This is a genomic window from Aliiroseovarius conchicola, from assembly GCF_041403445.1.
GTDB classification, from domain to species: Bacteria; Pseudomonadota; Alphaproteobacteria; order Rhodobacterales; family Rhodobacteraceae; genus Aliiroseovarius; species Aliiroseovarius conchicola.
On sequence record NZ_JBGEHL010000003.1, the window covers coordinates 168,616 to 195,614 of the forward strand.

General features: G+C 55.1%; 22 protein-coding genes. 11 read left to right on the forward strand and 11 right to left on the reverse strand.

Annotation, left to right across the window (positions count from 1 at the left end; translation table 11 throughout):
• Positions 1–2: 2 nt before the first annotated feature.
• From V6N04_RS06525 to V6N04_RS06555, 7 genes are all read right to left on the reverse strand, one after another.
• Complete coding sequence (locus V6N04_RS06525) at positions 3–1,142, reverse strand: extracellular solute-binding protein (protein WP_371169335.1); 1,140 nt, start codon at positions 1,140–1,142, stop codon at positions 3–5.
• Positions 1,143–1,528: 386 nt separating this feature from the next.
• Positions 1,529–2,035, reverse strand: coding sequence for a DedA family protein (locus tag V6N04_RS06530; protein WP_371169336.1), 507 nt, complete (start codon positions 2,033–2,035; stop codon positions 1,529–1,531).
• A 126-nt stretch (positions 2,036–2,161) separates the two neighbouring features.
• On the reverse strand, positions 2,162–3,508 hold the full coding sequence (gene clcA, locus V6N04_RS06535; protein WP_371169337.1) for a H(+)/Cl(-) exchange transporter ClcA: 1,347 nt from the start codon (positions 3,506–3,508) through the stop codon (positions 2,162–2,164).
• A 5-nt stretch (positions 3,509–3,513) separates the two neighbouring features.
• Positions 3,514–3,840, reverse strand: coding sequence for a cytochrome o ubiquinol oxidase subunit IV (cyoD, locus tag V6N04_RS06540; RefSeq protein WP_371169338.1), 327 nt, complete (start codon positions 3,838–3,840; stop codon positions 3,514–3,516).
• On the reverse strand, positions 3,833–4,468 hold the full coding sequence (locus tag V6N04_RS06545; RefSeq protein WP_371169339.1) for a cytochrome c oxidase subunit 3: 636 nt from the start codon (positions 4,466–4,468) through the stop codon (positions 3,833–3,835). Before V6N04_RS06545 ends, cyoD begins: the two co-directional genes overlap by 8 nt.
• 3 nt (positions 4,469–4,471) lie before the next feature.
• Entirely contained in the window at positions 4,472–6,550 is a 2,079-nt protein-coding gene (locus tag V6N04_RS06550) for a cbb3-type cytochrome c oxidase subunit I (RefSeq protein ID WP_371169340.1), read from the reverse strand.
• Positions 6,547–7,518 carry a cytochrome ubiquinol oxidase subunit II family protein gene (locus tag V6N04_RS06555; RefSeq protein ID WP_371169341.1) on the reverse strand — a complete coding sequence of 324 codons (972 nt, stop codon included), beginning with the start codon at positions 7,516–7,518 and terminating at the stop codon, positions 6,547–6,549. The genes V6N04_RS06550 and V6N04_RS06555 overlap by 4 nt, the downstream gene beginning before the upstream one ends.
• A 241-nt stretch (positions 7,519–7,759) precedes the next feature.
• On the opposite strand from V6N04_RS06555, the gene V6N04_RS06560 reads away from it, so the two are divergent.
• On the forward strand, positions 7,760–9,337 hold the full coding sequence (locus V6N04_RS06560; protein ID WP_371169342.1) for an FMN-binding glutamate synthase family protein: 1,578 nt from the start codon (positions 7,760–7,762) through the stop codon (positions 9,335–9,337).
• 12 nt (positions 9,338–9,349) lie between these two features.
• Positions 9,350–11,098 carry a thiamine pyrophosphate-dependent enzyme gene (locus V6N04_RS06565; RefSeq protein WP_371169343.1) on the forward strand — a complete coding sequence of 583 codons (1,749 nt, stop codon included), beginning with the start codon at positions 9,350–9,352 and terminating at the stop codon, positions 11,096–11,098.
• Between the two features lie 37 nt (positions 11,099–11,135).
• On the opposite strand, the gene V6N04_RS06570 is transcribed toward V6N04_RS06565, so the two are convergent.
• Entirely contained in the window at positions 11,136–12,044 is a 909-nt protein-coding gene (locus V6N04_RS06570; protein ID WP_371169344.1) for a LysR substrate-binding domain-containing protein, read from the reverse strand.
• A gap of 179 nt (positions 12,045–12,223) precedes the next feature.
• Between V6N04_RS06570 and ugpB the strand changes: the two genes are divergently transcribed.
• The 6 genes from ugpB to V6N04_RS06600 all read left to right on the forward strand — a co-directional run bounded on the left by ugpB (position 12,224) and on the right by V6N04_RS06600 (position 17,597).
• Positions 12,224–13,537: a sn-glycerol-3-phosphate ABC transporter substrate-binding protein UgpB gene (gene ugpB, locus V6N04_RS06575; RefSeq protein ID WP_371169345.1), complete on the forward strand. Its 1,314-nt coding sequence runs from the start codon at positions 12,224–12,226 to the stop codon at positions 13,535–13,537.
• A gap of 60 nt (positions 13,538–13,597) precedes the next feature.
• The gene (gene ugpA, locus V6N04_RS06580) at positions 13,598–14,479 is read left to right on the forward strand and encodes a sn-glycerol-3-phosphate ABC transporter permease UgpA (protein WP_371169346.1); all 882 of its coding nucleotides are present in this window, start codon (positions 13,598–13,600) and stop codon (positions 14,477–14,479) included.
• Between the two features lie 20 nt (positions 14,480–14,499).
• Complete coding sequence (gene ugpE / locus V6N04_RS06585) at positions 14,500–15,336, forward strand: sn-glycerol-3-phosphate ABC transporter permease UgpE (protein WP_371169641.1); 837 nt, start codon at positions 14,500–14,502, stop codon at positions 15,334–15,336.
• Between the two features lie 3 nt (positions 15,337–15,339).
• On the forward strand, positions 15,340–16,395 hold the full coding sequence (locus V6N04_RS06590; RefSeq protein ID WP_371169347.1) for an ABC transporter ATP-binding protein: 1,056 nt from the start codon (positions 15,340–15,342) through the stop codon (positions 16,393–16,395).
• A gap of 85 nt (positions 16,396–16,480) precedes the next feature.
• Positions 16,481–17,347: a YihY/virulence factor BrkB family protein gene (locus V6N04_RS06595; protein ID WP_371169348.1), complete on the forward strand. Its 867-nt coding sequence runs from the start codon at positions 16,481–16,483 to the stop codon at positions 17,345–17,347.
• Positions 17,348–17,414: 67 nt separating this feature from the next.
• On the forward strand, positions 17,415–17,597 hold the full coding sequence (locus V6N04_RS06600) for a hypothetical protein (protein ID WP_371169349.1): 183 nt from the start codon (positions 17,415–17,417) through the stop codon (positions 17,595–17,597).
• Positions 17,598–17,660: 63 nt separating this feature from the next.
• Here the strand turns inward: V6N04_RS06600 and V6N04_RS06605 are convergent, their stop codons facing one another.
• Positions 17,661–19,217 carry an APC family permease gene (locus V6N04_RS06605; RefSeq protein ID WP_371169350.1) on the reverse strand — a complete coding sequence of 519 codons (1,557 nt, stop codon included), beginning with the start codon at positions 19,215–19,217 and terminating at the stop codon, positions 17,661–17,663.
• Between the two features lie 295 nt (positions 19,218–19,512).
• Here V6N04_RS06605 and V6N04_RS06610 point away from each other — a divergent pair, with 295 nt between their 5' ends.
• From V6N04_RS06610 to gad, 3 genes are read left to right on the forward strand one after another with little or no spacing between them, the layout of a single operon-like run.
• Positions 19,513–20,829, forward strand: coding sequence for an APC family permease (locus V6N04_RS06610; RefSeq protein WP_371169351.1), 1,317 nt, complete (start codon positions 19,513–19,515; stop codon positions 20,827–20,829).
• Between the two features lie 35 nt (positions 20,830–20,864).
• The gene (locus tag V6N04_RS06615; RefSeq protein WP_371169352.1) at positions 20,865–22,280 is read left to right on the forward strand and encodes an amino acid permease; all 1,416 of its coding nucleotides are present in this window, start codon (positions 20,865–20,867) and stop codon (positions 22,278–22,280) included.
• A 30-nt stretch (positions 22,281–22,310) separates the two neighbouring features.
• Entirely contained in the window at positions 22,311–23,669 is a 1,359-nt protein-coding gene (gene gad / locus V6N04_RS06620) for a glutamate decarboxylase (protein ID WP_371169353.1), read from the forward strand.
• Positions 23,670–23,807: 138 nt separating this feature from the next.
• Here gad and V6N04_RS06625 read toward each other — a convergent pair whose 3' ends face one another.
• On the reverse strand, positions 23,808–25,589 hold the full coding sequence (locus V6N04_RS06625) for a thiamine pyrophosphate-binding protein (RefSeq protein ID WP_371169354.1): 1,782 nt from the start codon (positions 25,587–25,589) through the stop codon (positions 23,808–23,810).
• The gene (locus V6N04_RS06630; RefSeq protein ID WP_371169355.1) at positions 25,589–26,998 is read right to left on the reverse strand and encodes an aldehyde dehydrogenase family protein; all 1,410 of its coding nucleotides are present in this window, start codon (positions 26,996–26,998) and stop codon (positions 25,589–25,591) included. The genes V6N04_RS06625 and V6N04_RS06630 overlap by 1 nt, the downstream gene beginning before the upstream one ends.
• Position 26,999: the final 1 nt, after the last annotated feature.

Genomic DNA, 26,999 nt, shown 5'->3' on the forward strand with positions numbered 1-26,999 from the left:
TTCTATCGTGTTGTGCCAGCAGGACCCTGCTGATCATTTGTTGTGAGCCAATTCTGAAATAACTCTTCCAGACGACCATGGTTATTTGCCCACCAATTCGCATCTGAGACGATGCTTAGGTTCTCAGCGTAGGCGGGGCTGTTTGGTATTTTCGCGAGCGTTTCCTCCGGCAACAGTGCCAGTGAAGACTTGCGCGTCGGGCCATTGGGAAGATAGCTGACCATATCTGCGAGCGCCTGAGACGAGCTTGCAAATCGAATGAATTCCAGTGCCGCGTCTTTGTTCAGGCTGCCTTTGGGAATACCGAACAAGTCCAGTTCCATCACGCGCCCATCAAATACAACGGTGAAATCCGCCCCTTCTTCTTCCGAGGCAGCGACACCTGTTGTCGCCCAGATCGAGGACATGACCGCATCGCCACCGTTCAGAAGCCGAACAGGTTCACGCCCCGTCGACCAGATTTGGAGGCCTGGTTTGATCGCATCCATGACGCCTAGGGCGCGCTCGACCCCTTCTGCAGTTTCAAGCGTCGGATATACGTCATCTCGCGCCACCCCGTCGGCCATTAACGCCCACTCCATAATGACTGTCGGATCATTGCGGATTGCGCGGGCACCGGGATAGGTTTCCGTATCAAAGAAATCACCGATCGAGCTGGGTGGATTATCACCAAAGGCTGCATCTGAATAGGCAAACGCAGTCGCCCACTCGATCACACCCACACCACAATCATTCAGCGCGCCGGGGACGAAATCGTCCCTGAAGGCTGTCCCATCCGCACCTGCCGGCAGATCTATGCCCGATAGGTCTTCTAACAAGCCTTCCTCGCAGGCCCTGAGAGAGTCCGCTTGGGTCAAGTCAACCACATCCCAGATCACATTGGCAGATTCCACTTGATTGCGAATTTCGCCAATGCCTCCGTTATAGTGCTCGACATGAACGCGAACGCCTTTGTCATTCTCATATGGCCGCACAAAACCCAGCATTTGGCTGCGCATGTAAGGGCCGGTCCACGATGTAAAAGTGATGTTTTGTTTGGCAGCGTCGCCAGTGTCCTGCGCGGACAGGGGCAGTGCTGTAGCTCCGAAAAGGAATAGCGATGACGCTAAAATCCCTTCTACGAAGAAATGCCTATTCTGCATAGCTTCTTCCTTTAATAGTTACAGTTTCGGTTGTCCTTTCCTCGCGTTGATCAAAGTCTAATCGTTTCGTTTGGTACGATTTAGAGTGGATACTTTGCCCAGTGTTTCCCCGATGGAAACACTTCGCCCGGATCAAAAGCAAGCTTTTTGACGTCTGGGAAGCCCGTTGCATTTGAGATGAAATATGGGGATCCGGACACTTAAGCTTGTTAACCAAGTTTAAGATCATGCCCGACCCCACTGGCATCGGAGCTAGTCAACATTGAATCTGATCATCTAGTAAAGCCCGCAAAACCCGCAGGCTGCCTAACCCAATGCACCCTATCAGACTTCGCGCCCAGCAGCTTGTCCTGTTGTACTATCAAACCCTCTAAGCACGGCCGAAGTTATTCGGCCTCCGAACCCATCCCGCGACGCCTGATCCACCATATTGCCAGAGTCAGAAATATTATTGCCATAACCACACTAGCCGTTAGGGATAGATGATGCCAAAAGAATGGCAGTATCACCTTCTCTTTGCCGATCAAAACGACAACTCCAGTCCAGAAACCCGCCCAAAGCGCACACCCTACAAGATCGGCAGCGAAGAACCTTGGCCAGCTCATCTTGGCTGTGCCTGCGGTGATCCCATTTAGCTGGCGCACAAATGCGATGAAGCGCGCACCGATGACCATATAAGCGCCGCGCCGGTCCAACATGACTTCGATTTTCTGTAATCGCTCTTCCGTCACGCCCACTTTTGCGCCGTGATGCAGAACCACGGCGCGTCCAGCCTTTCGGCCGATTAGATATGCGATGTTGTCCCCACAAACGGCGGCGGCAAATACGACAGCGGCGACGGCATAGATGTTCAATTGGCCGTCAACAGCCATCCCCGACGCAAAGAGGATCAATGATTCAGCGGGGACGGGAGCACCCAGCGTTTCCAGAAAAATATCGGCAAACAGTCCGGGCAGGCCGAACTCGTGGACAAGATGTTCGACTGTCTTGAAAAAGTGAATTGACCCTCTCCCTTTTCGTTAGGCCTGACGTGCTTTTCGCAAAGTCCGCTCTAGCAAAAGCTCATAGATCGGCTGCCCGTTAAGAACCTGTGCCGCAATCGACGCGCTGACGCAGGCCACAAGCAGCGGCAGTAGCAAAGCATAGGCGTTGGTCAGCTCCATCACAAGGATGACGGCCACGACCGGCGCACGGACTGAAGCCGTGAAGAACGCACCCATCGCAATGATCGCGCAAGCGTGCTCGACGTTATCAACCGGGATCACGTCATGCGAAACAGCGCCGACCGCAAGCCCAAGGCTGGCAGCGATAGCCAGCATGGGAGCGAAGATACCGCCAGGCACACCGGTCGAATAGGACATGACTGATCCCGCGAAACGCAGAACACAGAGCAAGATCAGAGCAACAACGCTCAAGTCCAACGCCGACATCTGAAGGACGAACCGTTCACCGCCGTGAACGGCTTCGGGGAACGTCACGAACAGCAAGCCGCTTGCGCCGCCAACTGCCAAGGCTGGCAGCCACCAAAGCCTTGCTGGCATTTTATCGACAGTGTTCAGAGACCGGAGAAGCAGTTGATTAAACAGCACGCCCAGCCCACCAACCAAGGCGCCCAATAGCACCATAAGTGGCAGTACGGAAAACGGCATCTCGGTCACCGGGATCTCGATCAGAGGGCGGCGCCCCGCCAAAGTCTCGGCCACAATGGCCGAGGCGATGGCCGCAACGATCAGCCCGACATAAGTATGTCTACGAAAGGGAAACTGCCGTTGCATCTCTTCGGTGATGAACACGATGGCGGCCAAGGGCGCGTTGAACGCAGCCGCCAGCCCTGCAGCAGCGCCTGCGGCCAGAAGCCCACGTTGATCTTGTGTTGGCAGGTTTGTTTGCGCAGTCACCCCTCTAGCGACCGCCGCGCCCAGATGGATGGTCGGGCCTTCGCGCCCCAGCACCATACCCGATCCAAGCGCCAGCAGGCCTCCGGTAAATTTGACCCAAAGCGCACGAAACCAGCGCACCTCTCGTTCACCCTCCATCGCGCCTTCGATTTCTTGAATGCCACTTCCGGCGGTCTCGGGCGCATATTTGCGCACCAGAAAGGCCGCAAGAACGGCCATCCCCGCCGACAGGGGAATCGCGATAAGGATCGCAATACCACTGCCTCCGACCGCTTCGATCAGCCGTGAATATGTTGCTGTTATTCCATCCAGAGATAGGTGGAATGCGGCGCCCACTGCCCCTCCCAACACTCCGATGATCAACGCTATGGCATAGTACCAAAGCTCATTTCGCTCGGACGTGCCCGAGGCATTAACCGGGCCCCCGGAAGCCCCCGCGGCGAAGGCGTTTGACTGACGGTCAGCCAATGCGCCTACATCCCCAGATGCATATGCATCCGCTCGTGTAGGTTGCCCAATATCCAGACCGTTCCCAGAATGATGATCAGTGCAACAAGGGATGTGAACAGGATCAGGTCAAGATCCTCCCGCTTTTGCTTACTGCTGTCGATATGCAAGAAAAATCGCAGATGAACCACCAGCTGCACAAGGCCTAGGATACCAATCAGGATCAACGCCGTTCCAGCGCCAAGCGATGTGCCCAGTGCCACAAAGAACGAAGCAGCCGTCAGTACGATCGCCAACACAAAGCCAATCAGATAAATGCGTAAATCGCGTTTGTATGCGGCGTGCTTATCCATAAATCCATCCTCCAAAATAGACGATTGAGAAGATACCGATCCAGATCAAATCAAGGAAGTGCCAGAACAGCGCAAACCGCATCAGGCGCGTCTTGACCTGCGTGACCAATCCGAATGTGGACATCTGGATCAGGATCACCACCAGCCACAAGCATCCCATCGTCACATGCAAGCCATGGAGAGGCACAATACCGAAGAACGCCGACAAATAACCACTGCGGCTTGGCCCTCCTCCGGCGTCGATCATTGAAATGAAATCGCGCATCTCGAGTGTCAGGAACAACAAGCCAAGTGCTAGCGTCACCAGCAACCACAGTGTGATGCGCCCCTTGCCATGGTCATATTTCAACGCCAGCGATGCCATGCCCGCCGTCAACGAGCTTAGCAACAGCGCCCCGGTTTGCATGGCCAGAGAGGTGAAATCAAACAGCTCGCGCGGCCCCGGCCCACCAGCAGTCGCACCGATCATGGTGATATAAATCGCAAACATCAGGCCAAAGAAGATGAGGTCGCTCATCAAGAAGACCCAGAAGCCAAAGATGATCATCCCGGTTTTCTCGTCCGCCACATCTTCGTGGTGGTCTTGCAGATTAAGGCCGGGGTGCAGATTGGTGTCCGTTGTGCTCATCGATCAGCCCTCCAACTCAGTTTTGGCATAGCCAAGGTTGGCCGTCGCATGTTCATGATCACGATCCACCGGCGTGGTGTTTCGTATCAGATCCAGCCATTTCTCATGATCGCGCCTGACGTCCTCAGCCGGGATCGTTCGCTCGTTATGGATGCCGAAACTCCAGACGATAAAGGCCAGAATGATGGCGGCAGTACAGGCAATGACAAGCCACCAAATCCACCAGACCAAAGCGAACATCCAGATGCCGCTCAGCACACAGAGGATAAGACCGAACGGAGTGTTCTTAGGCACATCGATGTCTTCATACTCTGGCCGGGCTTGATAGGCTCGACCCGCTATCTTGGCTTCTGCGAAATCGTCGCGTTCTTCAACATGCGGGATTTGGAAGAAGTTGTATTCGGGCGGCGGCGAAGGGATCGCCCACTCCAAAGTTCGGGCATCCCAAGGATCACCCACCGGAACACGGTTCTGATCACGTTCTTTAATCGAGACTTTGAGCTGCCAGATGATCGTCAGCAATGCGGTAAAGATCGTGAGCGCTCCGATGACGGCCACGATCATATAGGGTACAAACGCCGGGTCAGTATAACTGAACGACCGGCGTGGCATTCCCATCAGGCCGACCACGTAAAGCGGCATAAATGTCAGCAAGAAACCAAACAACCAAAGGAAAGCCGAGCGCCGCCCCAACCGTTCGTTCAGGCGGAAACCAAACGCTTTGGGGAACCAGTAATTATAGGCCGCCAGCAGACCGAACAGCACGCCGGGGATCAGCACATTGTGGAAGTGTGCGACCAAAAACAGAGAGTTGTGGAACTGGAAGTCCAGTGTCGGGTTGGCCAATTGGATACCAGTCAGTCCGCCGATCACAAACAAGATCAGGAAGTTGATGGCATAAAGCATCGGCACCGAGAACCGGATTTTTCCGCGATACATCGTTGCCATCCAGTCATACACTTTGATGCCCGTTGGAATGCCGATCAGCATCGACGCGATCCCAAACACCGCATTGATCAGCGCATCCTGACCCATGGTGAAAAAGTGGTGCAGCCAGACGGTGAACGACAGAACAGCAATCGACATAGTGGCAAAAACCAGCGACGGATAACCGTAAAGGCGCTTCGCCGAAAACGTTGCGAACACTTCAGAAAACATGCCGTAAGCAGGCAGGACCAGCAGGTAGACCTCGGGGTGGCCAAACAGCCAAAAGAGGTTTGGGAAATTCATCACATTTCCACCAAGATCGTTGGTGAAGAAGTGGAAGCCCATGTAGCGGTCTAACGCCAAAAGCAGTGCGGCGACGCTCAGCGGTGGCAGGGCAAACACCATCAGAAGTGACGAACAGATTACCGTCCAGGTAAAGAGCGGCAGCTTCATAAACGTCATGCCCGGCGCGCGCATCTTGTAGATTGTGGTGACAAAGTTGATCCCACTTAGCGTGGTCCCTAATCCAGATACGACGATCGCCCATATCCAGTAATCAGGCCCAACGCCCGGGTTGAATACGGCACCTGTAAACGGTGGCATCGCGGACCAACCCCCGGTAGAGAAGTCGCCCACAACAAGCGAGACCATCAGCATCATACCACTGGCCACCGTCAGCCCCAGACTGACTTGGTTCATCACAGGAAATGCCACGTCACGCGCGCCGATTTGCAGGGGCATCACATAGTTGATGATGCCCGCTACGAACGGCATGGCGACAAAGAAGATCATGATCGTGCCGTGGGTCGAAAAAAGCTGCGCAAAGTGATCTGCATGCAGGAACCCGCCACCCAGACCAAAGGCCTGTTGGGTGCGCATCACCACGCCTTCGATCACACCGCGTGTCATCATCACCAGCGCGAACGCGATGTACATGATGCCGATCTTCTTGTGATCGGTACTGGTAAGCCATTCGCGGTAGAAACGCCCCCAAAGTCGATATTTGGTCAATGCAAAAACGACGATCAGAGCACCAAGGATCAGTACAGAACCGGCCGCATTGGCCACGCCTTCGTTGACACCTGGTTTCTTGATGAACGCCGCCAGCGGCAACGCATCCCAGGTCAGCCGGCCAAAGATGTCTTCATAGGTCATTGCGTGGCCTCCTGATTGGCCGCTGCATTGAACTCTGCCGTGCCGGGTTGTTGGTCGAGCGGCAAAGACTTGCCGTCATGGTATTTCATCACGATTTTATGGAACAGATGCGCGTCAGGCAGATTAAAGTAAACGGTGCCCTTGTCAGCCATCGTTGCCTTCAAGGCTTCATGGGCCTGCTCGGTGCTTCCTTGGATGGCCAAGATATCATACGCCTTCTGATCCAAGAGAATTCCTTCTGATTTCACTTTGGCGACCCACGTATCAAACGCATCGGGCGCCATGGCGATGGCGTCAAACTTCTGATCAACAAAGCCGTTCCCACTGTAAAGAACGTTTTCGCCCTCATACGTGCCCGGCTTGTCCGCCATCATATGCAGTTTGGTCGTCATCCCCGCCATCGTGTTGATCTGACCGGCAAGCGGCGCGACGATAAACGACTGCATCACTGTGTCCGACGTCAGATCCATCGCGACGGGATGATCCACCGGCATCCCCATCTCGCCTACAGTCGCAATGCCAAGGTCGGGATAAATGAACAGCCATTTCCAATCCAAGCCGACGACCTGAACATTCACCGTGGAATTAGAACTTTCGATGGGCTTGTATGGATCAAGGTCGTGGGTCGAGTGCCACAGGTAAAACGACATGATCGCCACCAAGATCGCGGGCACTCCCCACATGGCTATTTCCAACGGCAACGAAAACTCCCACCGCGGCTTATAGTCCGCATTTTTGTTGCCCCTGCGATACTTGCGCAGAATGATCGGCAGCAACAAATAGACTGGAATGATAGCCACCATTGTCAGCGCGGTGACGCGAATCAAATGCGTCCGCTGATCCGCAGCGATCTCTCCGCCGGGGTCCAGAAAAGAAGAAGATTCGGCTAACAGAATACTTGGTAATACGAGGCTCAGAACAATGCCTGCGCCAACCACTGGCAATGCAGACAAACCAATGCGTTTCATATCTGTCCCTGTCCTTTGCGGATTTTCCCGTTGTATGTTGCGCTCAACGATAGCGATAACTGTACTCTTTGAAAACAGTATGAGGTCTAACGCAAACATGCTGTTAGATTGGCGACAGTCAGGCACCAAATTTTCCCGTAAACTTAACGTTGAAAGTCCAGGCTTGGGAATTCAACAGTCTTCGGCTTAGTCTACGCAAACTCATATATTTAGCCACGTCATACATAGCGGGGAGCTTATCATGGCACGCAAACTCTTTTTCTGGATCAGCATCGGTGGTCTTGCCCTCGTTTTTCTTGGACAGTTCATCTGGTCACCGATCCTGTGGCTATTGGTGTTGCTGATACCCTTCATCCTGATCGGCATCTATGACTTGACGGTCGCCAAGCATAACGTGCTGCATAATTATCCGGTGATTGGCCACATGCGGTACATGTTGGAATTCATCAGCCCCGAGATCCGCCAATACTTCGTTGAGACCAACGAAAGTGGCCGCCCCTATAACCGGATCACCCGCGATCTGATTTACGCCCGCGCCAACGATGCCGACGATACGCTGCCCTTTGGTACACAATACGACATCATGGACGTGGGCTATGCCCGCGCCAACCACTCGCTGGCTCCAAAGCCTCCGATTGAGGAAAACGGTCGGGTGATGGTCGGCGGCGCCGCATGTAAACAGCCATATGATGCCTCGCGCCTTAACGTTTCAGCGATGAGCTTTGGCGCGCTGAGTTCCAACGCCATCCGCGCACTGAACGGTGGCGCTAAGCTGGGTAACTTTGCGCATAACACGGGTGAAGGTGGGCTAAGCCCCTACCATCTGCAAGAAGGCGGCGATGTGTTCTGGCAGATCGGCACTGGATATTTTGGCTGTCGGACCAAGGATGGCAACTTTGACAATGCCATGTTCCGCGACAACGCGAATAAGCCTTCGGTGAAAATGATCGAGATTAAGCTGAGCCAAGGCGCGAAGCCCAGTCACGGTGGCGTGCTGCCTGCCGCCAAAGTGGACGAGGAAATCGCACGTATCCGCGGTGTAGAGCCGCATAAAGACGTAATCTCCCCGCCCGCTCACACCGCATTTACGACCCCGATCGAGTTGATGGAGTTTGTCCAGAAACTGCGCGAAGAAACTGAAGGCAAGCCAGTTGGTTTCAAACTGTGCATCGGCAACCGGTCCGAATTTCTGGCCATTTGCAAGGCAATGTTGGAGACTGAAATCCTGCCAGATTTCATCACCATCGACGGGGCCGAAGGTGGCACCGGCGCCGCACCGGTCGAGTATTCCAACCGGCTGGGTGTGCCTATTGACGAAGGGTTGGTCTTCGCCCGCAACGCCCTAATCGGTATCGATAAGCGCAATGATATCCGCCTGATTGCCAGCGGCAAGGTCGCCACGGGCTTTGACATGATCGAGAAAATCTCGCTTGGGGCCGATATGTGCAACGCAGCGCGTGCGATGTTGTTCTCGATCGGTTGCATCCAATCACTGAAATGCAACACGAACAAATGTCCGACAGGCATTGCCACACAGGATGCCACCCGTGCCAAGGCTGTTAACGTCGAAGAAAAGCGCCATAAGGTCGCCAATTTCCACCGCCGCACCGTGGAAAGCTATCTGGATATGCTAGGGGCTATGGGGCACACCTCGGCAGACGCGTTGCATCCTTCGTCGATCATGCGCCGGATCGGGAACGAGCGTGAGCAAAGCTATGATACGCTGTATCCCGAACTCGATCCCGGTAATCTGCTGGGCAAGAAAATCCACCCCGAATTTGATGCTGACTGGGCGCGCGCTGACGCCAAGAGCTTCTGAAAGGACCGACCCATGAGCAAGAATAAGAATGTGTGCGAAGTCCTTTTGGATATCCTCGCGGATGCTGGCGGCAAGCAGATCTTTGGTGTTGTGGGCGATGCCCTGAACCCGTTTCTGGAGGCGATGCGAGGGGATGAGCGGTTTGAGTGGAAAGGCATGCGGCACGAAGAAAACGCCGCTTACGCAGCCTACGCGCAGTCCCATCTGACCGGAGGCGTTGGCATCTGTGCGGGCACGGTCGGGCCGGGCGCGCTGCATCTGATCAACGGACTTTATAATGCCAAACGCGAAGGCGCAGGTGTGATCGCGATCACCGGTCAGGTTGCACACAAAGAACGCGGCACCGGGTATCACCAAGAGGTCAATCTTGAAAAGATATTCGATGACGTTTGCGGTTATCAGGCGATCATCCACACGCCTGAACAAATGCCTCGTCTGGCCCAGATCGCTGTTCAGCGCGCGTTGATCAACCGCGAAGTCGTACGGATCGAGCTGCCGATCGACGTGTCGGAGAAAGAAGTGCCAAGCCTGCACCAGTTCCACCCAATCCTGAAGACGCCCTCCACCCTGATCCCGCCTGCAAGCCAGATCGAGCACGCCGCAGAACTGATCAATGCGGGCAAGAAAGTTGCAATTTTTGCGGGTGTCGGGTGTCGCGACGCCAAGGACGAGGTGATCGCGCTGTCAAAGAAGCTTGGCGCACCGATTGCACACACGCTGAAGGGCAAAGACATCTTTGACTACGACGATCCGAACGTGGTTGGCATGACCGGGTTGATCGGCAATCCCGGCGGCTATCACGCGGTGCATGATTGCGACGTATTGGTGATGTTGGGAACCGATTTCCCCTACGAATGGTTCCTGCCAGAGAAGGCTAAAATCATCCAGATCGACCGCTCGGTTGAACATCTGGGACGTCGCGCACCAATTGCCTCTGGCCTGCTGGGCGATGTGAAAGCGACGCTTGATCTATTGATGCCTAAGCTCGATCAGAAGTCAGATACAAGCTTTGCGGATCATCAAGTCAAATTGGTGAACAAGTGGCTCAAGGCGCAAGACAAGGAAAGTGCGATCACCCGTGACAGCGAACCTTTGCACCCTCAAATCTTTGCCCATGAGATATCCAATCAGGCGTCAGACGATGCGGTCTTTGCCATGGATATTGGCGAATGTACTGTCTGGGTCGCGCGCCAAACCCGGATGAAGGGCGGACGCCGCATGGTTGGGTCGTTCAATCACTCGTCTCTTGGATCTGGCCTGCCATCGGCTCTTGGTGCATCGGCACTCGACCCCGACCGCGAAGTTTGGGCGTTCTGTGGTGACGGAGGCTTCGGCATGGCGATGCAGGATTTCCTGTCTGCTGTGCGCTATGATTGGCCGATCAAGGTGATCGTCTTCAACAACTCCACGCTGGGTTTTGTGAAGATGGAGATGGAGGTCGCAGGCTACGCCGTGAACCCGGTCGCCACCGATCTGGTGAATCCCGATTTCGCTGAATACGCCAAAGTCTGCGGGGGCGATGGTGTCCGCGTGGAACACGCCAAAGACATCCCTGCCGCCATCGCACAGGCCAAAGCCAGCACCAAACCCTTTATCATCGATGCCGTGGTCAGCCCCGGCGAGTTGGTCATGCCACCCCATGTGGAAGCAAAAATGGCTTGGGGCTTTGGTATGTCCAAGATCAAGGAAGGGGTTTTGTTGGCCAAAGGTGACCACGCGCAATGGGACAATTGGGTTAAAGAGATCAAGGCGCAGCTTTGACCTTACGCTTTCTCCAATTTTCGGATGGAAAGGCCAGCTATGCCTGATCCATCCGAAATGGAGCAAGACTGGCTAAGAAAGTCTCCATGAATTCCAGCGTGATCATGGACGGTTGTTTCAAAATGGGCCGTACCAGCGATAGACGGTGCGCGACCGAGGGGGTGAATGGGCGATAGTCCAACCCGCGCCCCGAATATTTTGCTGCGTCCAGTTCACTGACAACCGAGACACCGACACCATTACAGACCAGTTCACACGCCGCAGTGAATTGCCGGGTCTCAACCAGAGAGTTCAACGCGACCTGCTCTTTCTGGAAGGCCTCGTTGAGGTCGCGAAAGAATGTGCTGTCACGGCGGGTGTGGATGATGTTCTCGTCCGTAAGGTCTTGCGGGCTGACCTGATCCAACCTTCCCAGCTGGTGCCCGGTCGGGAATACACAAACGGTCCGCACGTCGACATGTTCACTTTCGACGGCGGGGTGGCCCTCGAACCCGTCGGTGATGCCGAAATCGAACTGCTCGCCCACCATCCATTCTAGGATGCGTTCGGGTCGATCCGGTTCCAACGTAACGCTTACGCCGGGGCGGTTCTTCAAAAATCCTGCGACGACACCCGGCAGGTGGCTGGTGGCAAATCCCGGAAGGCATGCAATGCTTAGATGCCCCGCCTTTTTGTCGGTGATATTCTGACTGACCTCAGTGATTTGGTCCATCATCTCCAACACCCGCCGGATGTCAGGCAACAGATAGCGCACCTCTTGTGTTGGTACCAAACGGCCATCACGCCGGTTGAACAGGTTGAAACCCAGCACCTCGCGCAGATCGGACAGAAGGCGACTCACCGCAGGCTGACTGATCCCCAATTCCTGCGCGCCACGTGTCATGGAACCGTGATGTGTGACGACCATAAGAGCTTCGAGCTGACGTAATCTAAGCGGATGTGTCATGCGATGTCCCTTTTCTTCAACGCTAAGTATAGCGGCATAATATTGTGTTATAAAACCGTTACAGTAAATGCTCTTGCATTATGCCATGTGGGATGTAACCCTTTTGCAAGACACTGATCGGGCGCCCGGCCCGACGTGGATAACAGGGAAGTCACCGCTGCTGGTGCAAGGAGGTTAAATTGAATAAATTCATGCTTGGCGCTGTTGCCGCCGCAACCACCGCATTGTCTCCAATTGGGGCGTTTGCACAAACCGAAATCGAATTCTGGCACGCCTTCACAGGCCGGTTAGGAGAGCTTGTTGACGCACAAGTTGCTGAGTTCAACGCAAGCCAAAGTGACTACAAGGTCGTCGCCAGCCACAAAGGCAACTACTCGGAAACGCTAAACGCAGGTATCGCTGCCTTCCGCGCAGGTGAACAACCTGACATTCTGATGGTGTTTGAAGTCGGCACAGCCACGATGATGGCCGCCGAGGGCGCAATCAAACCGGTCTATGAAGTGATGGCCGAAAGCGGTGCATCCTTTGATCCCGACGCCTATATTGGCGCCGTCAAAGGTTACTACACGTCGACCGACGGTGACATGCTTTCGTTGCCTTTTAACTCGTCCACACCCGTTTTGTGGGTGAACCGTGACGCGATGACAGCCGCTGGCGTCGACCCCGACACAGACCTGTCGACATGGCAGAACGTAGACGCGGTACTGGAGCAGCTGAAAGCTGGCGGCGAAGACTGCCCGCTGGTCACCGCATGGCAAAGCTGGATTCATCTTGAGAACTTCTCGGCCTATCATGACGTGCCGTTTGCGACCCAAGACAACGGGTTTGCCGGGCTGGACACAGAGCTTGCGCTGAACGGCGAGGCACAAGTTGCCCACCTTTCAAAAATGGGTGAGTGGGCCAAGGATGGCGAATTCATCTACACCGGACGCCGCAACGAAGGCGGCGCAAACTTCCGGGCGGGTGAATGCGCGCTCTTTACCGAAAGCTCTGCCGGTTATGCAGGCATCAAAGCCGAAGCTGAATTCGACTTCGATGTCCGCCCGCTTCCCTATTGGGAAGGTGTCGGCAATGGCCCGCAAAACACCATCATCGGTGGCGCATCGCTTTGGGTTCTGGAAGGTCAGACACCTGAAGAATACAAAGGTGTGGGCGAGTTCCTGTCCTTCCTGTCATCGACCCCAATTCAGGCGAAATGGCACCAGGACACCGGCTATCTGCCGATCACATCAGCCGCTGGCGACGCAACCAAGGAAGCTGGGTTCTATGAAGAAAACCCCGGCACCGACATTGCGGTTGTTCAGATGACAACCAACCAACCAACCGCAAACTCCAAAGGTCTGCGTTTGGGTTCATTTGATCAGATCCGCGGCATCATTGATGAAGAGCTGGAAGCCATTTGGGCGGGCGACAAATCCGCACAAGAGGCAATGGACAGCGCCAAAGAACGCGGTGACGCGCTCCTGCGCCGCTTCCAGCAAGCCAACAACTAATCTTTGATACGCTAATAAGGCGGGCCGCATTGGCCCGTCTTCTTTCTTCCGGGGACTGAAATGGAAAAACGCGTCACGTTCCGTGGATGGTTGTTGCCGCTGTGTTTGATTGCACCGCAGGTCATAATCTCGGCGGTATTTTTCTTTTATCCGGCCGGACAGGCGGTCTGGCAGTCACTGTTCATCCCCGATCCGTTTGGCCTGTCATCGCAATTCGTGGGTCTCGGAAATTTCGAATATCTGCTCTCTGACAAATTCTACCGCGCGTCCTTTGTGACAACCGCGATCTTTTCGACCCTCGTAACACTTGTCGCCATGATCCCCGCGCTGTTTCTGGCGGTGCTGTCGGATCGGCTGATCAAAGGCTCTGGCGCTTATCGCACCATGCTAATCTGGCCATACGCCGTGGCCCCCGCCGTTGCCGGTGTGCTTTGGTTGTTCATGTTCAACACACGGGTTGGAGTCGTCTCATGGTATCTGGGGCAACTCGGCTATGACTGGAACCACGTGCTTGATGGGACCGAGGCGATGGGGCTGGTCGTTGTCGCCTCTGCCTGGGGTCGCATCAGCTATAACTTCTTGTTCTTCTTTGCTGCCCTGCAATCCGTACCCCGTTCCGTGATCGAGGCAGCCGCCATTGACGGCGCACGCTTCTGGCGCCGGTTTTTCACCATCGTGTTGCCTTTGCTGTCGCCCACCACGTTCTTTTTGCTGGTCGTGAACATTGTCTATTCGTTCTTTGAAACTTTCGGGGTGATCCACACCATCACCTCTGGTGGTCCACAACAGGCCACAACCATTCTGGTCTACAAAGTGTTCGCAGATGGGTTCGTTGGACAAGACCTAGGCTCGTCTTCGGCACAGTCTGTGATCTTGCTGGTGATCGTCGGGCTTCTCACCGTCATCCAGTTCAAGTTCGTTGAAAAAAGGGTGCATTACTAATGGCGCGCGAAGTTCACGGCATGGTCGAAAAACGTGGAATGGGCCTGTGGTTCACCCATCTTTTGATGATCTTTGGCGTTTTGATCATCTTCTTTCCGATCTGGCTGGCTTTTGTGGCGTCGACCGTCACGCAGCCCGAAATCGTTCGCCCGCCCATGCCGCTATTGCCCGGCGATCAATTTTGGAACAACTACAAAGCGGCGCTGTTTTCTGGAGTGAACGTGCCGGTCGCGACGATGCTGTTCAACTCGCTGGTCATGGCGATTGGGATTGCCGTGGGCAAGATCATCATCTCGCTGCTGTCAGCCTTTGCCATCGTTTACTTCAAGTTCCCTGGCCGCACGATGTTCTTCTGGCTGATCTTCTTAACGCTGATGCTTCCGGTCGAGGTTAGGATCGTTCCTACGTATGAAGTCGTCGCAGGTTTCGGTATGCTCAACAGCTATTCCGGCTTGATCTTCCCCTTGATCGCATCTGCCACCGCAACTTTCCTGTTTCGTCAGTTCTTCCTGACCATCCCAGATGAACTTGCCGAGGCCGCCCGCGTCGACGGTGCCCGCCCCATGCGGTTTTTCTGGGACATCGTCGTCCCGATGAGCCGCACCAATGTGGCCGCTCTGTTCGTGATCCTGTTCATTTATGGCTGGAACCAATACCTCTGGCCGCTTTTGATCACCACTGACCCGGAAATGAACACCATCGTCATGGGCATCAAGCAGATGTTTCCGTCGGGCGATGACGTGGCCGAATGGCCGGTGATCATGGCGACCTCGATCCTTGCGATGATCCCTCCGGTGATCGTCGTGGTGTCGATGCAAAAACTCTTTGTCCGTGGCCTTGTAGATAGCGAGAAATAACAAATGGCGACTGTCACGCTGAAAGACATCAAGAAAAGTTTTGGAGCCACCGATGTGATCCACGGCATCAGTGCCGAGATTGAAGATGGCGAGTTCATCGTCATCGTCGGCCCCTCTGGCTGCGGTAAATCTACGCTTTTGCGCATGGTCGCGGGGTTGGAAACGGTGTCGTCCGGCGATGTGCTGATCGGCGGCGACCGCGCAAATGATAAAGAGCCGATGGATCGCGACATCGCCATGGTGTTCCAAAATTACGCGCTCTATCCGCATATGACAGTGGCGCAAAACATGGGTTACGGATTGAAAATCGCGGGGCTGCCCAAGGACGAAATTGCCAACAAAGTTCGTGAAGCCGCAGAGCTTTTGCAACTCGAAGCACTTCTGGATCGCCGCCCCAAACAGCTTTCTGGTGGCCAGCGCCAACGCGTCGCAATGGGCCGCGCGATTGTCCGTGAACCGGCTGTGTTCTTGTTTGACGAGCCTCTGTCCAACCTCGACGCAAAGCTGCGCGTGCAGATGCGGCTTGAGATCAAAGAACTGCAATCGAAGCTTGGCATCACAGCCCTTTACGTGACCCATGATCAAGTCGAGGCGATGACCATGGCCGACCGGATGATCGTGATGAATGGCGGTGTGGCCGAGCAAATCGGCACCCCGCTTGAAGTCTATGAGACACCGCGCACCTTGTTTGCCGCACAGTTCATCGGCAGCCCCGCCATGAACATCATGGAAGCAGAGGTCGTGAACGGAACTGTTCGCATTGGCGACGCCGTGATTGCCGACACCTCGGCCCCGGATGGCGCGGTGAAAATTGGCATCCGCCCTGAGCATATCGTACCCGACGACACAGGGCCCCTTTCGCTTACAGTCCAACTGTCTGAACCCCTTGGTGCCAACACCCTGCTGCACGGGCATCTGGTCGGGTCAGGGAAAGAGTTCACGGCCAGCCTTCCGGGTGTGCACCAAGGTCAAGGTGCAGGCCAAGTGCTACGCCTGTCGGTACAGCCTGGTCATGTTCACTTGTTCGACCCAACAACGCTGCTTAGGATCGACGTTTAGGGCGTTTCAGGAAAAACAACTGTTGCGGCTAAGCCGGGTCGGATATGGATGTGGTGGACGTATCAGATCCTGATCAGGAACACTCATGACTGACTTCTCCCGGTTCGTTCCCGGTGATCAAAGCCCGCTTATCGTGCGTACAACGTACACCGCAATCCTGACTTTGTTGCGTCATGATGGGTCCATTCGGTCGGGATATATCGCCTTTTGCATGATGCTTGGGATATTTCCGTTTCTGGTCTTTCTAACGCATGCCTCGGGTATCTTTCTTGGCCCCAAGCAGTCGATAGAAGTCGTGCATACGCTGCTATCTTTTGCGCCGACCTATCTGAAAACCGCACTTCAACCAACCATTGATGCAGTGTTGAAGAACGCCCGCGTGGATATCATGTCCATCGCGTTTGTCGTGTCCGTCTGGTTCCCCTCAAAAGCGATCGACGGCATCCGGGGCGGTTTCGTCCGGGCCTACGGTCCAGCGCGCGAACGCAACTGGATTGTCGGGCGTGCGATTTCGATCTTGTGCGTCGGACTGGGCGTTCTGATAACGCTGCTTCTTAGCCTGTTGATCGTGCTCGGTCCGATCCTGTCGGGGATAATGTCGGCCCATTTCGATACATTGGCACCCTACTTCACATCCGGCCTGCGTAATCTGGTCGGCTTTGCCATCTTTGTTCTTTTCCTGTGGTTCCTTCACCGCATTCTGTCTGGTAAGCAGTTCGGCCCCAACCAGCACCTTTGGACTGGTGTCCTGACGGCTGCGATCCTTTGGGTCGCAGTGGCCATCGGTTTCGGCCTCTACCTCGATCACTCCACCGGGTATCAACTGTTCTATGGCGCGCTGGCCGGCATCGCGATTTCGATGTTGTTCTTCTATTATTCAGCCCTGACCATCCTGCTAAGCGCCGAGATCAATGCTGCATTGGACAAACATCGCGCTGAGATAAAAGCATAGAATACTAGTCGTTGGCTTCAACCAATGTTAGATATTGGACGATCCAAACCAAGCAGAGGAAATGCCGATGTCGCGTAGTATCTCTCGTTCCCTGTTCGCGGGACTCATAGCCGCCGCAATCTATATCGCTGTGGCCCTGCTGAACGGCGGGACAATGGGTGCTTCTATCAGGTCCGCTGTGATCATCGCGTTGATCACCGCCGTCGCTGCTTTTGTGATCAGCAAAGTTGTCGGTGCCCTCAAGAATTAGCCACCCCGATCAAACATTAGTGTGCCAAGGCCCCAAACGGGGCATTCCGCCAGCCGCTCACAACTACTTGTGTATCTCCGCAATATACTCGTCAAATTTATGCTGCGGCAGGGCAGAACGCACCGCCAGCACAAATATTGCGACTGAAAACACGGCGCAGACCGCCATATCCCACCCAAACGGGATCACCTTCAGCGCGCCGTCGCCGAAATCACCAAGATACGAGATGATGCCGATCCCAAGCAGATACGGGATCAGCCACAGGGCCTGTGCGCCATCAAGCTCGTTCAGGTTGCTGCGAAACTTGATAGCCAGAATTGCGAGTCCCACCAGCAGGGCAATTCCAAGCCGCCAGACGGTGTCCCAGCCGCTCCAATACACCACAAGCGTTGATATGATGAAGGCCAGAAGCGCGATCAGGTGAACCGCAGGAAGTTTGAACGATCGCGGTCGATCCGCCGCCAATTTTCGCAAAGCCACAACAGCAATTGGTCCGACGATGAAAGAGAGCACGATTGAAGCTCCGTTCAGGGCGACAACTTCCTTGAATGGCATCCCGAACAGGATGATCAAACCCACCGCGAAGTTCAGAGCCAAAGCCCAAAGCGGCACACCCAGAGACGATAGATGCTGCAGGATTTTGGGAAGAAACCCGTTTTCAGACATCGCCATCGCCAAACGCGCGTTGGATCCGGTTGATACCAGCGCATTGCCGAAGGGGCCGATGACCGCGCCAACATTCAGCAAACTGATAAACCAGAGAATGCCGACTGACATCAACACCCCGTCCAGGGGTCCGGTATTGCCAAAGTTCAGCCCGGCCCAGCCATTGGCCAGATCGGATGGGCTTAGCGCCCCGATAAAGGCCACCTGCAAACCGATATAGATGCCCGCACACAGCAGGATCGACAGGATCAACGCGGCGGGAATTGTGAATTTCGGGTTGTGGACCTCTCCTGCCATGTCAATCGCATGACGGAACCCGATGAAGGAAAAGACCACGCCGCCCGTCGACACGGCCGCGAAAATACCGTGCACCCCATAGGGGGCAAATCCGCCTGTGTTGGTGAAGTTTGTCGCGTCGAACCGCGAGGCGATCAGGATAATCGACAAAACCACCGGAATGGCAATCTTGCCCCAAGTCAGTGTCGTATTCACATAGGTGAAGAACTTCACCCCCAGAGCGTTTATCAGAGTAAAAACGAGCAGGAAGAACGCAGCAGCGCCGTATCCTGCCGCTGTCAAAGTGTCGGTCTTTCCCTCATGCAGCCAGCTGGCATAGGGGCCAAGATACCGCAGCATGACCTCGACCTCGATGGGTGCGGTGGTGTTGTAACCGATCCACGCGCTCCACCCCATAATCAGCGACACGACCATCCCGTGCGAGAACTGGGGCACGCGGGCGATACCACCCGGCACCGGCAGCATCGCGGAAATCTCGGCAAAGGTTAGCGCCAAGATAAACATGGCTAGCGCCCCAATCACCCAAGAGATAATCGCGGCGGGCCCCGCCTGTTGCACCGCCAGAAGCGGGCCAAACAGCCACCCGGACCCGATGATGCCGCCCACCGCCATGAAGGTCAGCCCAATCAGGCCGATATCGCGTTTCATCTTCGCCATTCAGTGGTCCCTTTCGCGCAGCGGGGCGAGTGGTTCGCCAACTTATCTCTCCACACTAGCAATAATAAACCGCATCAAGTGTCGTTTAGCTAACATATTCATGATGCGCCTTGCCCTATGGTGCACAGCACCACATCAGAAATAAAATTGATCAACACCCTCATCAGACACTTACAGTTCCGACATCGGCCCGCCACACGGTTGTCACCAGCGCGGTTTTCGGATCAACTTGAGCCGTGCAATTTATGAGTGTGGCCGTGATTGATCGAACGAACATAAAGCAGGACATAGCATCATGGCGAAAACCGAAAGCGGCAAAATTGGAACAATCTCCGCGCTTTCCATTGGCATTGGCGGCATGGTGGGCGGCGGAATTTTCGCCGTAACCGGCCTGACGATCCAATTGACCAAAGGGGCCGCACCTGTCGCCTTTGTCGTGGCCGGTATCGTCGCACTTCTGACCAGCTATTCCTACTTGCGGATGACACTGAAATACCCAAGCCAGGGCGGAACGGTCGAGTTTCTGATCCGCGGCTTCGGGCCCGGCGTATTCTCTGGCGCAATGAACATCCTTTTGTCGATGAGTTACATGGTCCTTCTTGCAGTCTATGCCTATGCATTCGGTAGCTACGGCGCCGTCTTTGTCCCGTTTGGCGATCCCGCATTTGTAACGCGTGCGCTGGCCAGTGGATTGTTGATCGCCCTCGTCGTGGTCAACATTTTCGGCGCGGATTTGGTGATCCGATCGGAAAATGCTTTCAATGCGGGCAAGATGATCCTTCTGGCGATCTTCATAATCGTTGGACTGTCCATGCCGATGGACCTAAGCCGAATGGCGCCGTCCGAATACGTCCCCCCGGTCGAGCTGATCGCCGGCGCGATGATCATCTTTCTGAACTACGAAGGGTTCGAGCTGATCGCCAACGCTGGCCCCGACATCAAAAACCCTAAGAAGACACTTCCAATCGCCTACATTGGCGGCGTCCTGATCGCCATTGTCCTCTACATCCTCATCACAATCGTTGTGTTGGGGCATTTGGATTTCAATCAGATCAAGGACCACTCTGACAGCGCCCTTTCCTTCGCAGCCCACAGCTTCATGGGCCCCGCCGGTGTCATCGTCACCATTGCGGCCCTTCTTGCCACGTCATCGGCAATCAACGCCACCTTCTATGGCGCAGGGCGTCTGACCTATACCATCGCGAAGTCCGGCGAACTGCCCAAAGAGCTGGAACGTGACATCCGCGGACAACCGCTTGAGGGCATGTTCGTCTTCGCCATCTTTGCTCTAATCTTGGTAAACTTCCTGCCCTTGAACGCCATCGCCACAATGGGCAGCGCTGGATTTCTGCTGATCTTCCTGGCCGTGAACTGGGCCAATGTACGCCGTGCGACCGAGACTGAGAGCCGCGCTTGGATCTCTATGACAGGCGTCATTGCCTGTGCCATCGCACTTCTGGCTTTGTGCTGGCAGGTTTGGCGCGTTGACGCGACCCGTCCACACCTGTGGATTCTTGTCGGCATGATCGTTGCTGCCTTCGTCATCGAAGCCACTTACAGAGCGGTCACCGCGCGCAAGATGAAAAGCCTATCGGCCGATCACACGTCCTGACCCAATCTATTCCAACCAAAAGAAGACCGCATCCAATGCCCACGTCCCCCGTTGTTACTCCAAAGGCAAAGCCGACGCTGACCATTTTGCCGCTGACGTTTATGACGGCGGCCTTGTTCATGACACTGCGCAATATGCCAATCATGGCCGAGACTGGCCTGCATATGGTCGTGTTCAATCTGATCACAGTTCTGGCCTTCCTGCTGCCTGTGGCCCTCGTATCGGCTGAACTGGCGACCGGTTGGCCCCAGAACGGCGTCTATGGGTGGGTCGGTGCAGCCTTTGGTAAGAAAGCCGGGTTTCTGGCGGTCTGGCTGCAATGGACACAAAGCTTATTCGGCATCACCAGCATCCTGGCCTATGTGGGCGGCACGCTGGCCTACGTGCTGGCCCCAGACCTTGGAACCAACCGGTTCTTTGTCGCAGGCACGATCATTTCGGTTTATTGGATTGCAACCTTTGCCAACTTCAAGGGCACCGCGCGGTCTGGTATGATCTCGACCGTGGCGCTTGCAGCGGGCGTGTTGTTGCCAAGTGTGCTACTGATCATCGCAGCCGGTTTCTACGTGTTGGGTGGAAATACTGTCCAAATGGACCTGACTCTGTCCGCAGACAATATCTTCCCATCCCTCACCAATACGGCTGGATTGGTTTTCTTTCTTAGTTTCGTATTCGGATTTGTCGGCATCGAAGTATCCGCCAGCCACGCCTCAGACGTTGTGAACCCACAAAAAAGCTACCCGCGCGCACTGTTTATCGCCGCCATCCTTGGCTTTATCGTCACCCTGTTGGGTGGCATGGCGATCGGCGCGGTCCTGCCCGTGGATAAGATCAATTCTGTCAACGGAGCAACGCAGGCCTTCGCCGCCCTGATGAAGCATTTTAATCTGTCGTGGACCATCCCTGTAGTGGCCTTTCTGATCGCATTTGGCGCAGCAGGTCAGGTCAGCACCTGGATCGTCGGCCCGATAAAAGGCATCTGGGCAGCCGGGAGAGACGGTTACCTGAAATCCCACCTGCTCATCGAGAACGAGCATGGTGTTCCCACTCGCCTTTTGCTCATTCAGGCTGTGCTGATCTCAGCACTCGGGCTTTTGTTCGTGGTGTTTGGGAATGTGAACACCGTGTTCCTGCTGCTGACTTCGATTGCGATCATCCTTTACTCTGTCATGTATGTGATGATGTTTATCGCGGCGATCCGGCTGCGATATACCCACCCGGATGTCCACCGCGCCTATCGGGTGCCGGGTGGCAACGCTGGCATGTGGATTATCTGCGGTATCGGCACTGCCACCGCGGCCCTTTGCTTCGGCATTGGCTTCATACCTCCCTCCCCCAACCCGCTTGGGCTGTGGACGCTGGAGTTGGCAATCATTGGACTCAGCGCGTTCACTGTCCTTGCGGGCTGGATTCTGATCAAAACCAAACGCGTCTCTACTGTCACCAACTAGCGCGGCCTGACATTCACAAGGAAAATGACAATGACCAAAAAGTCAGACAACCCCCAGAACGAAGAAGTTCTCCACCCCGCCTATGCGGGACGCTCGATGACCAACCCGACGCCGAAATACACCATGCCGCAGTCGCAAATGTCGCCGCAAAATGCCTATCGCCTGATCCATGACGAATTGATGCTGGACGGCAATTCGCGGCTGAACCTAGCGACTTTCGTCACAACTTGGATGGAACCAGAAGCCAAGCAACTGATGACCGAGACGTTCGACAAGAACATGATCGACAAGGACGAATACCCCCAAACCGCCGAGATCGAGGAACGTTGCATCAACATCGTCTCTGACCTGTTCCACGCCCCCGAACGTGGTGTTGGTTCATCTTCGATCGGGTCTAGCGAAGCGGTGATGTTGGCCGGCATGGCGCTGAAATGGAAATGGCGCGCACGACAAGAGGCGGCGGGCAAGCCAACGGATAAACCTAACATGATCATGGGCAGCAACGTGCAGGTCGTGTGGGAGAAATTCTGCCGCTACTGGGATGTTGAACCGCGCTATGTTCCGATGGAGAACGGCCGCTATGTGATCGACCCAGAGACCACCATTTCGCTGGTCGATGAGAACACCATTGGCGTGGTGGCGATCCTTGGCACGACCTACACCGGACAATTCGAGCCTATCAAAGACATCCACGATGCACTGGTCGCCAACAATACCGCCAAGGGGTTAGAGACGCCCTTGCATATTGACGCCGCCAGTGGCGGTTTTGTCGCCCCGTTCATTCATCCTGATCTTGAGTGGGATTTCCGGCTTCCACTGGTCAAATCCATTAACGTATCCGGTCACAAATACGGGCTGGTCTACCCCGGTGTAGGGTGGGTCGTCTGGCGCGACAAATCCGAACTGCCCGAGGATCTGATCTTCCACGTAAACTATCTGGGCGGCGATATGCCAACCTTTACGCTGAACTTCTCGCGCCCGGGCAACCAAATTGTGGCGCAGTACTACAACTTCATCCGGCTTGGGTTTGAAGGCTACAAAGAGATTATGGAGGGGCTGCAAGACACGGCGCAGTATCTCGCCCGAGAGCTCGAGAAAATGGGACCCTTCAAAATGCTCCACGACGGGACAGACATCCCTGTTTTAGCCTTCCGCGTGACTGACCCGACCTTTACCTGCTTCGACATCTCGGACGCACTTCGGATCTACGGCTGGCAAGTGCCTGCCTACACGATGCCCGACGATATTCAGGACATGGCGGTCCTCAGGATCGTGGTGCGCGAAGGATTCTCACGCGAGATGGCCGACAACCTGCTCAGCGCTTTCGAACGCTCCGTCGCCAAATGCAGCGGACGCAGCAAACCAACGAAGGATATGTTCTCGCACTAGCGTGTACTGTTACGTCGGACCTTCCTTTTTTGGCCCGGCGCGCGGGGAATTCGCTAGTAACAGTTGGTCAAGCAGAACCCCCTCCGATGAAGTAACTGAAGAGCCTGCATCACCTCCCCTACTTGTGGCAGTCCGCAATTATGTCGCCACATGACTGATCTCGTCATGTGGCGAATAGATATCGAGAATATTCCAATGCCCTGTCGTAGGTGTTGGATTGTTGATCATCGGCACATCCAGAACGGTTGGCTTGCCACTGGCAATTGCCGCTACTAGCGCGGGAAGCAATTCGCCCGCCGACGATATCCGCACACCTTCAGCACCATATGCCTGTGCGATGTCGGCATAACAGGGCCCATTGGTCGGTGCCGCAGCTGAGCCCGGAAAGGTCGTACCATAAGTCAGACCGTAGTGCGCTTTTTGCAGGCCAGCGATAGTACCGAACGCGTTGTTGTTCATAACCAGCCAGATGATCCCAAGATCCAGCTCTACTGCTGTCGCCAACATAGAAGGGTTCTGCCCAAAACCTCCGTCACCAACGAGACTCAAGACAACGCGATCCGGGTCTGCCAGCTTTGCACCCAAAGCCGCAGGTGGACCAAAACCCATCGTAGCAAAGCCACCTGGGGTTAGGATCGATCCCGGTGTCAGGATGTCGAATTGCTGTCCGACGCCATTTTTGTTCCAGCCTACATCAGTGGTGATGATTGCATCCTTTGGCAGTGCTTTTCGCACATCGGCCAAAATACGCTCGGGCATCATCGGGAAAGCGGATGAGGTCTGCATTTCTGAGTTCGACACTTTGAACTTAGTGCGGAATTCCGCAATCTCGGCCTTCTTCTCAACCCTCGCGAACCCGTCCGGGTACATTTCCTTCGCAATCCGAGTGAGGACGCGCAGCGCGGCTTTGGCGTCAGCCACAACGCCGATTTCGGTTGGATAGTTCCGCCCGATCTCCTGCGGCTCTATGTCAACATGAATGACTTTTGATCCCGGAATATTGAACGTGTAGCCGGGATACCAGCTGGAGCAGTCGGCCTCTTTAAAGCGCGTCCCTACCGCAAAAATGTAATCCGCGCTCAGGCAAGATCGGTTCACAAGCTCGGTGCCCCAAAACCCTGTCATACCCATTACCAGCGGGTGATCGTCGCGAAGCGCACCCTTCCCCATCAGGCTGTGGGCGACAGGAAGACCCATGTGCTCGACAAACTCGCGAAGTTCGTTGCTCGCTCTCGCAAGCAGGATACCACCTCCCACATAAGCCACCGGGTTGTCCGCGTGCGCAAGTTTCTCGACGATTTCACGAGCCGTTTCATCATCAATACTCGGCTTTCTCAACGAACGGGTGTTGTCCCCGACGCGATCAAACGTGTCGGACTGGATCACCTCCGAGAAGATGTCCATTGGCACATTCACCAAAACGGGTCCGGGTTGACCGCTTTCGGCCAAGTGAAACGCCTTCTCCAATATCTCGGCCATCAGGTCAGCACGATCCACGCGCCATGCGCGTTTCACGAAAGGGCGATATATTTCCCACTGCGCCGCATCGGCGTGCAGATTCACCTCCTGGTGCGGATGTTTGCCATAGTAATGCGTCGGAATATCCCCAGCGATCACCACCATCGGAATACAATCCAGCGCCGCATTTGCGACCCCGGTGGCACAATTCGTCAACCCAGGAGAAAGGTGTGACAAAACCACCGAGGCCCGACCAGTTACCCGCGCATATGCATCCGCGGCGTGGCTGGCGATCTGCTCATGCCGGACCGTGATGAAATCGATCGGGCTGTCAGCAAGAGCCGCCAATACTGCGATGTTGGTGTGCCCACACAGACCAAACACATGTTCGACATCGCGACGTTCAAGAAAGTCGACAAGGTGCTCAGCGACTGTTCTGCTTTCAAGCTTGACGTCATCCATTACGCCACCTCCTGTCCGAAAAACTCTCCAAATAGCTCTTCCTCGGAAGGACGATCTTCTGGGATGGGGCGTGAAACCCATGTGTAGTTCATCATGTGCTTCATGGTGACGTTTTCGTTGGTGATGTTGCCACCCCAAACACCGCAACCCAGACTAGATGTCATGGGCATGCCGTTTGTCCACGCACCTGCATTGGCCTTGGATTGTGGCTGACGGACCATCATGCGGCTAACCGGGGCCAGTCGCGCCAGGCGGTCGATATGTTCATCGTTGTTACTGTAAATTCCACAGGAATGTCCCTTACCACCCGTGGCATAGATCTGGCTGACAGTGTCGAGCGCATCATCGAATGTATCAAAATGATAGAGCGCCATGAGCGTGGTCAGTTTTTCCTTCGAAAACCTATGCTCCGGTCCAATTTGATCCTGGTTCTCAACCATAAGGAATTTGCGATCGTCGGGGATATTGAACCCGGCTGCTTCGGCGGTTTGTTGCGGGCGGCATGCGATGGTCCGGAAGGTGCGGTTGCCTTGATCGTCCCACATCGCGGCCTCTAGCATCGCCTTTTCTTCAGTTGTGCACAAATAGCCGCCTTCGGCCGCTAGCGCCTCCACCATAGCTTCATAGATTGATTTCTGGATGATGATATTGCCATCAGCAGAACAACCCGAGCCGAAATCAGATGTCTTCGAAACGCGGGTGTTCCGCGCTGCTATCTCGATATCCGCAGTATCATCTATCACGATTGAAGAGTTGCCCGCTCCCACTCCATACGCTGGGCGGCCCGAGCTGTAGGCCGCTTTGACCATGGGCTTGCCGCCAGTCGCCAGGGTCAAGTCACAAATCTCCATCAAATGCTGGGTCAATGGAATCGAGGGGTTTCGGATCGATTGAAACAAGTCCTCCGGCGCACCCGCAGCGCGGCATGCAGTGCGCATGACTTCGACCATTTCATAGGTCGTCTGCGCTGTGCGCGGGTGGGGCGAGAAGATCACGGCATTGCGCGCGTTGGCGGATGACACGCCCGTCACTGGCGGCGTCATGGCCGGGTTAGTCATTGGGATCAATGAAGCGATCACACCAGCAGGTTTGGCATATTTTACCAAACCTTTGTTTTCGTCCGTTTCCACGATGCCGGTAGACGGAGTGCGAAGTACATCACGCAACACCATATGGATTTTGAACCGTTTACCCGGGCGACCTGACCGGTCACCAATACCACTTTCGTCGACGCCCTGTTGAGCCAAACGCGTAAAAGTTTTCTCGTTACCAGTGTACCACGCGATGGCTTGGCTTAAGCGATCAAGGTCGGCTTGGCTCCAATCGATCATCTTGGCCATAGCGGCACGTGCCCGATCCAGCATCTCCGACGCCAATTGTAGCTCTTCTTCAGTTAGTTCTCGTGCCATA

What these genes read in the sequence shown, in the direction of transcription:
- V6N04_RS06550 (WP_371169340.1), bottom strand. Translation starts at nt 6,550, where the DNA reads ATGACCTATGAAGACATCTTTGGCCGGCTGACCTGGGATGCGTTGCCG.
- V6N04_RS06565 (WP_371169343.1), top strand. Translation starts at nt 9,350, where the DNA reads ATGAGCAAGAATAAGAATGTGTGCGAAGTCCTTTTGGATATCCTCGCG.
- V6N04_RS06595 (WP_371169348.1), top strand. Translation starts at nt 16,481, where the DNA reads ATGACTGACTTCTCCCGGTTCGTTCCCGGTGATCAAAGCCCGCTTATC.
- ugpE (WP_371169641.1), top strand. Translation starts at nt 14,500, where the DNA reads ATGGTCGAAAAACGTGGAATGGGCCTGTGGTTCACCCATCTTTTGATG.
- V6N04_RS06605 (WP_371169350.1), bottom strand. Translation starts at nt 19,217, where the DNA reads ATGGCGAAGATGAAACGCGATATCGGCCTGATTGGGCTGACCTTCATG.
- V6N04_RS06555 (WP_371169341.1), bottom strand. Translation starts at nt 7,518, where the DNA reads ATGAAACGCATTGGTTTGTCTGCATTGCCAGTGGTTGGCGCAGGCATT.
- V6N04_RS06610 (WP_371169351.1), top strand. Translation starts at nt 19,513, where the DNA reads ATGGCGAAAACCGAAAGCGGCAAAATTGGAACAATCTCCGCGCTTTCC.
- V6N04_RS06600 (WP_371169349.1), top strand. Translation starts at nt 17,415, where the DNA reads ATGTCGCGTAGTATCTCTCGTTCCCTGTTCGCGGGACTCATAGCCGCC.
- V6N04_RS06545 (WP_371169339.1), bottom strand. Translation starts at nt 4,468, where the DNA reads ATGAGCACAACGGACACCAATCTGCACCCCGGCCTTAATCTGCAAGAC.
- V6N04_RS06625 (WP_371169354.1), bottom strand. Translation starts at nt 25,589, where the DNA reads ATGGATGACGTCAAGCTTGAAAGCAGAACAGTCGCTGAGCACCTTGTC.
- V6N04_RS06560 (WP_371169342.1), top strand. Translation starts at nt 7,760, where the DNA reads ATGGCACGCAAACTCTTTTTCTGGATCAGCATCGGTGGTCTTGCCCTC.
- V6N04_RS06630 (WP_371169355.1), bottom strand. Translation starts at nt 26,998, where the DNA reads ATGGCACGAGAACTAACTGAAGAAGAGCTACAATTGGCGTCGGAGATG.
- V6N04_RS06570 (WP_371169344.1), bottom strand. Translation starts at nt 12,044, where the DNA reads ATGACACATCCGCTTAGATTACGTCAGCTCGAAGCTCTTATGGTCGTC.
- gad (WP_371169353.1), top strand. Translation starts at nt 22,311, where the DNA reads ATGACCAAAAAGTCAGACAACCCCCAGAACGAAGAAGTTCTCCACCCC.
- V6N04_RS06615 (WP_371169352.1), top strand. Translation starts at nt 20,865, where the DNA reads ATGCCCACGTCCCCCGTTGTTACTCCAAAGGCAAAGCCGACGCTGACC.
- cyoD (WP_371169338.1), bottom strand. Translation starts at nt 3,840, where the DNA reads ATGGATAAGCACGCCGCATACAAACGCGATTTACGCATTTATCTGATT.
- V6N04_RS06590 (WP_371169347.1), top strand. Translation starts at nt 15,340, where the DNA reads ATGGCGACTGTCACGCTGAAAGACATCAAGAAAAGTTTTGGAGCCACC.
- V6N04_RS06525 (WP_371169335.1), bottom strand. Translation starts at nt 1,142, where the DNA reads ATGCAGAATAGGCATTTCTTCGTAGAAGGGATTTTAGCGTCATCGCTA.
- ugpA (WP_371169346.1), top strand. Translation starts at nt 13,598, where the DNA reads ATGGAAAAACGCGTCACGTTCCGTGGATGGTTGTTGCCGCTGTGTTTG.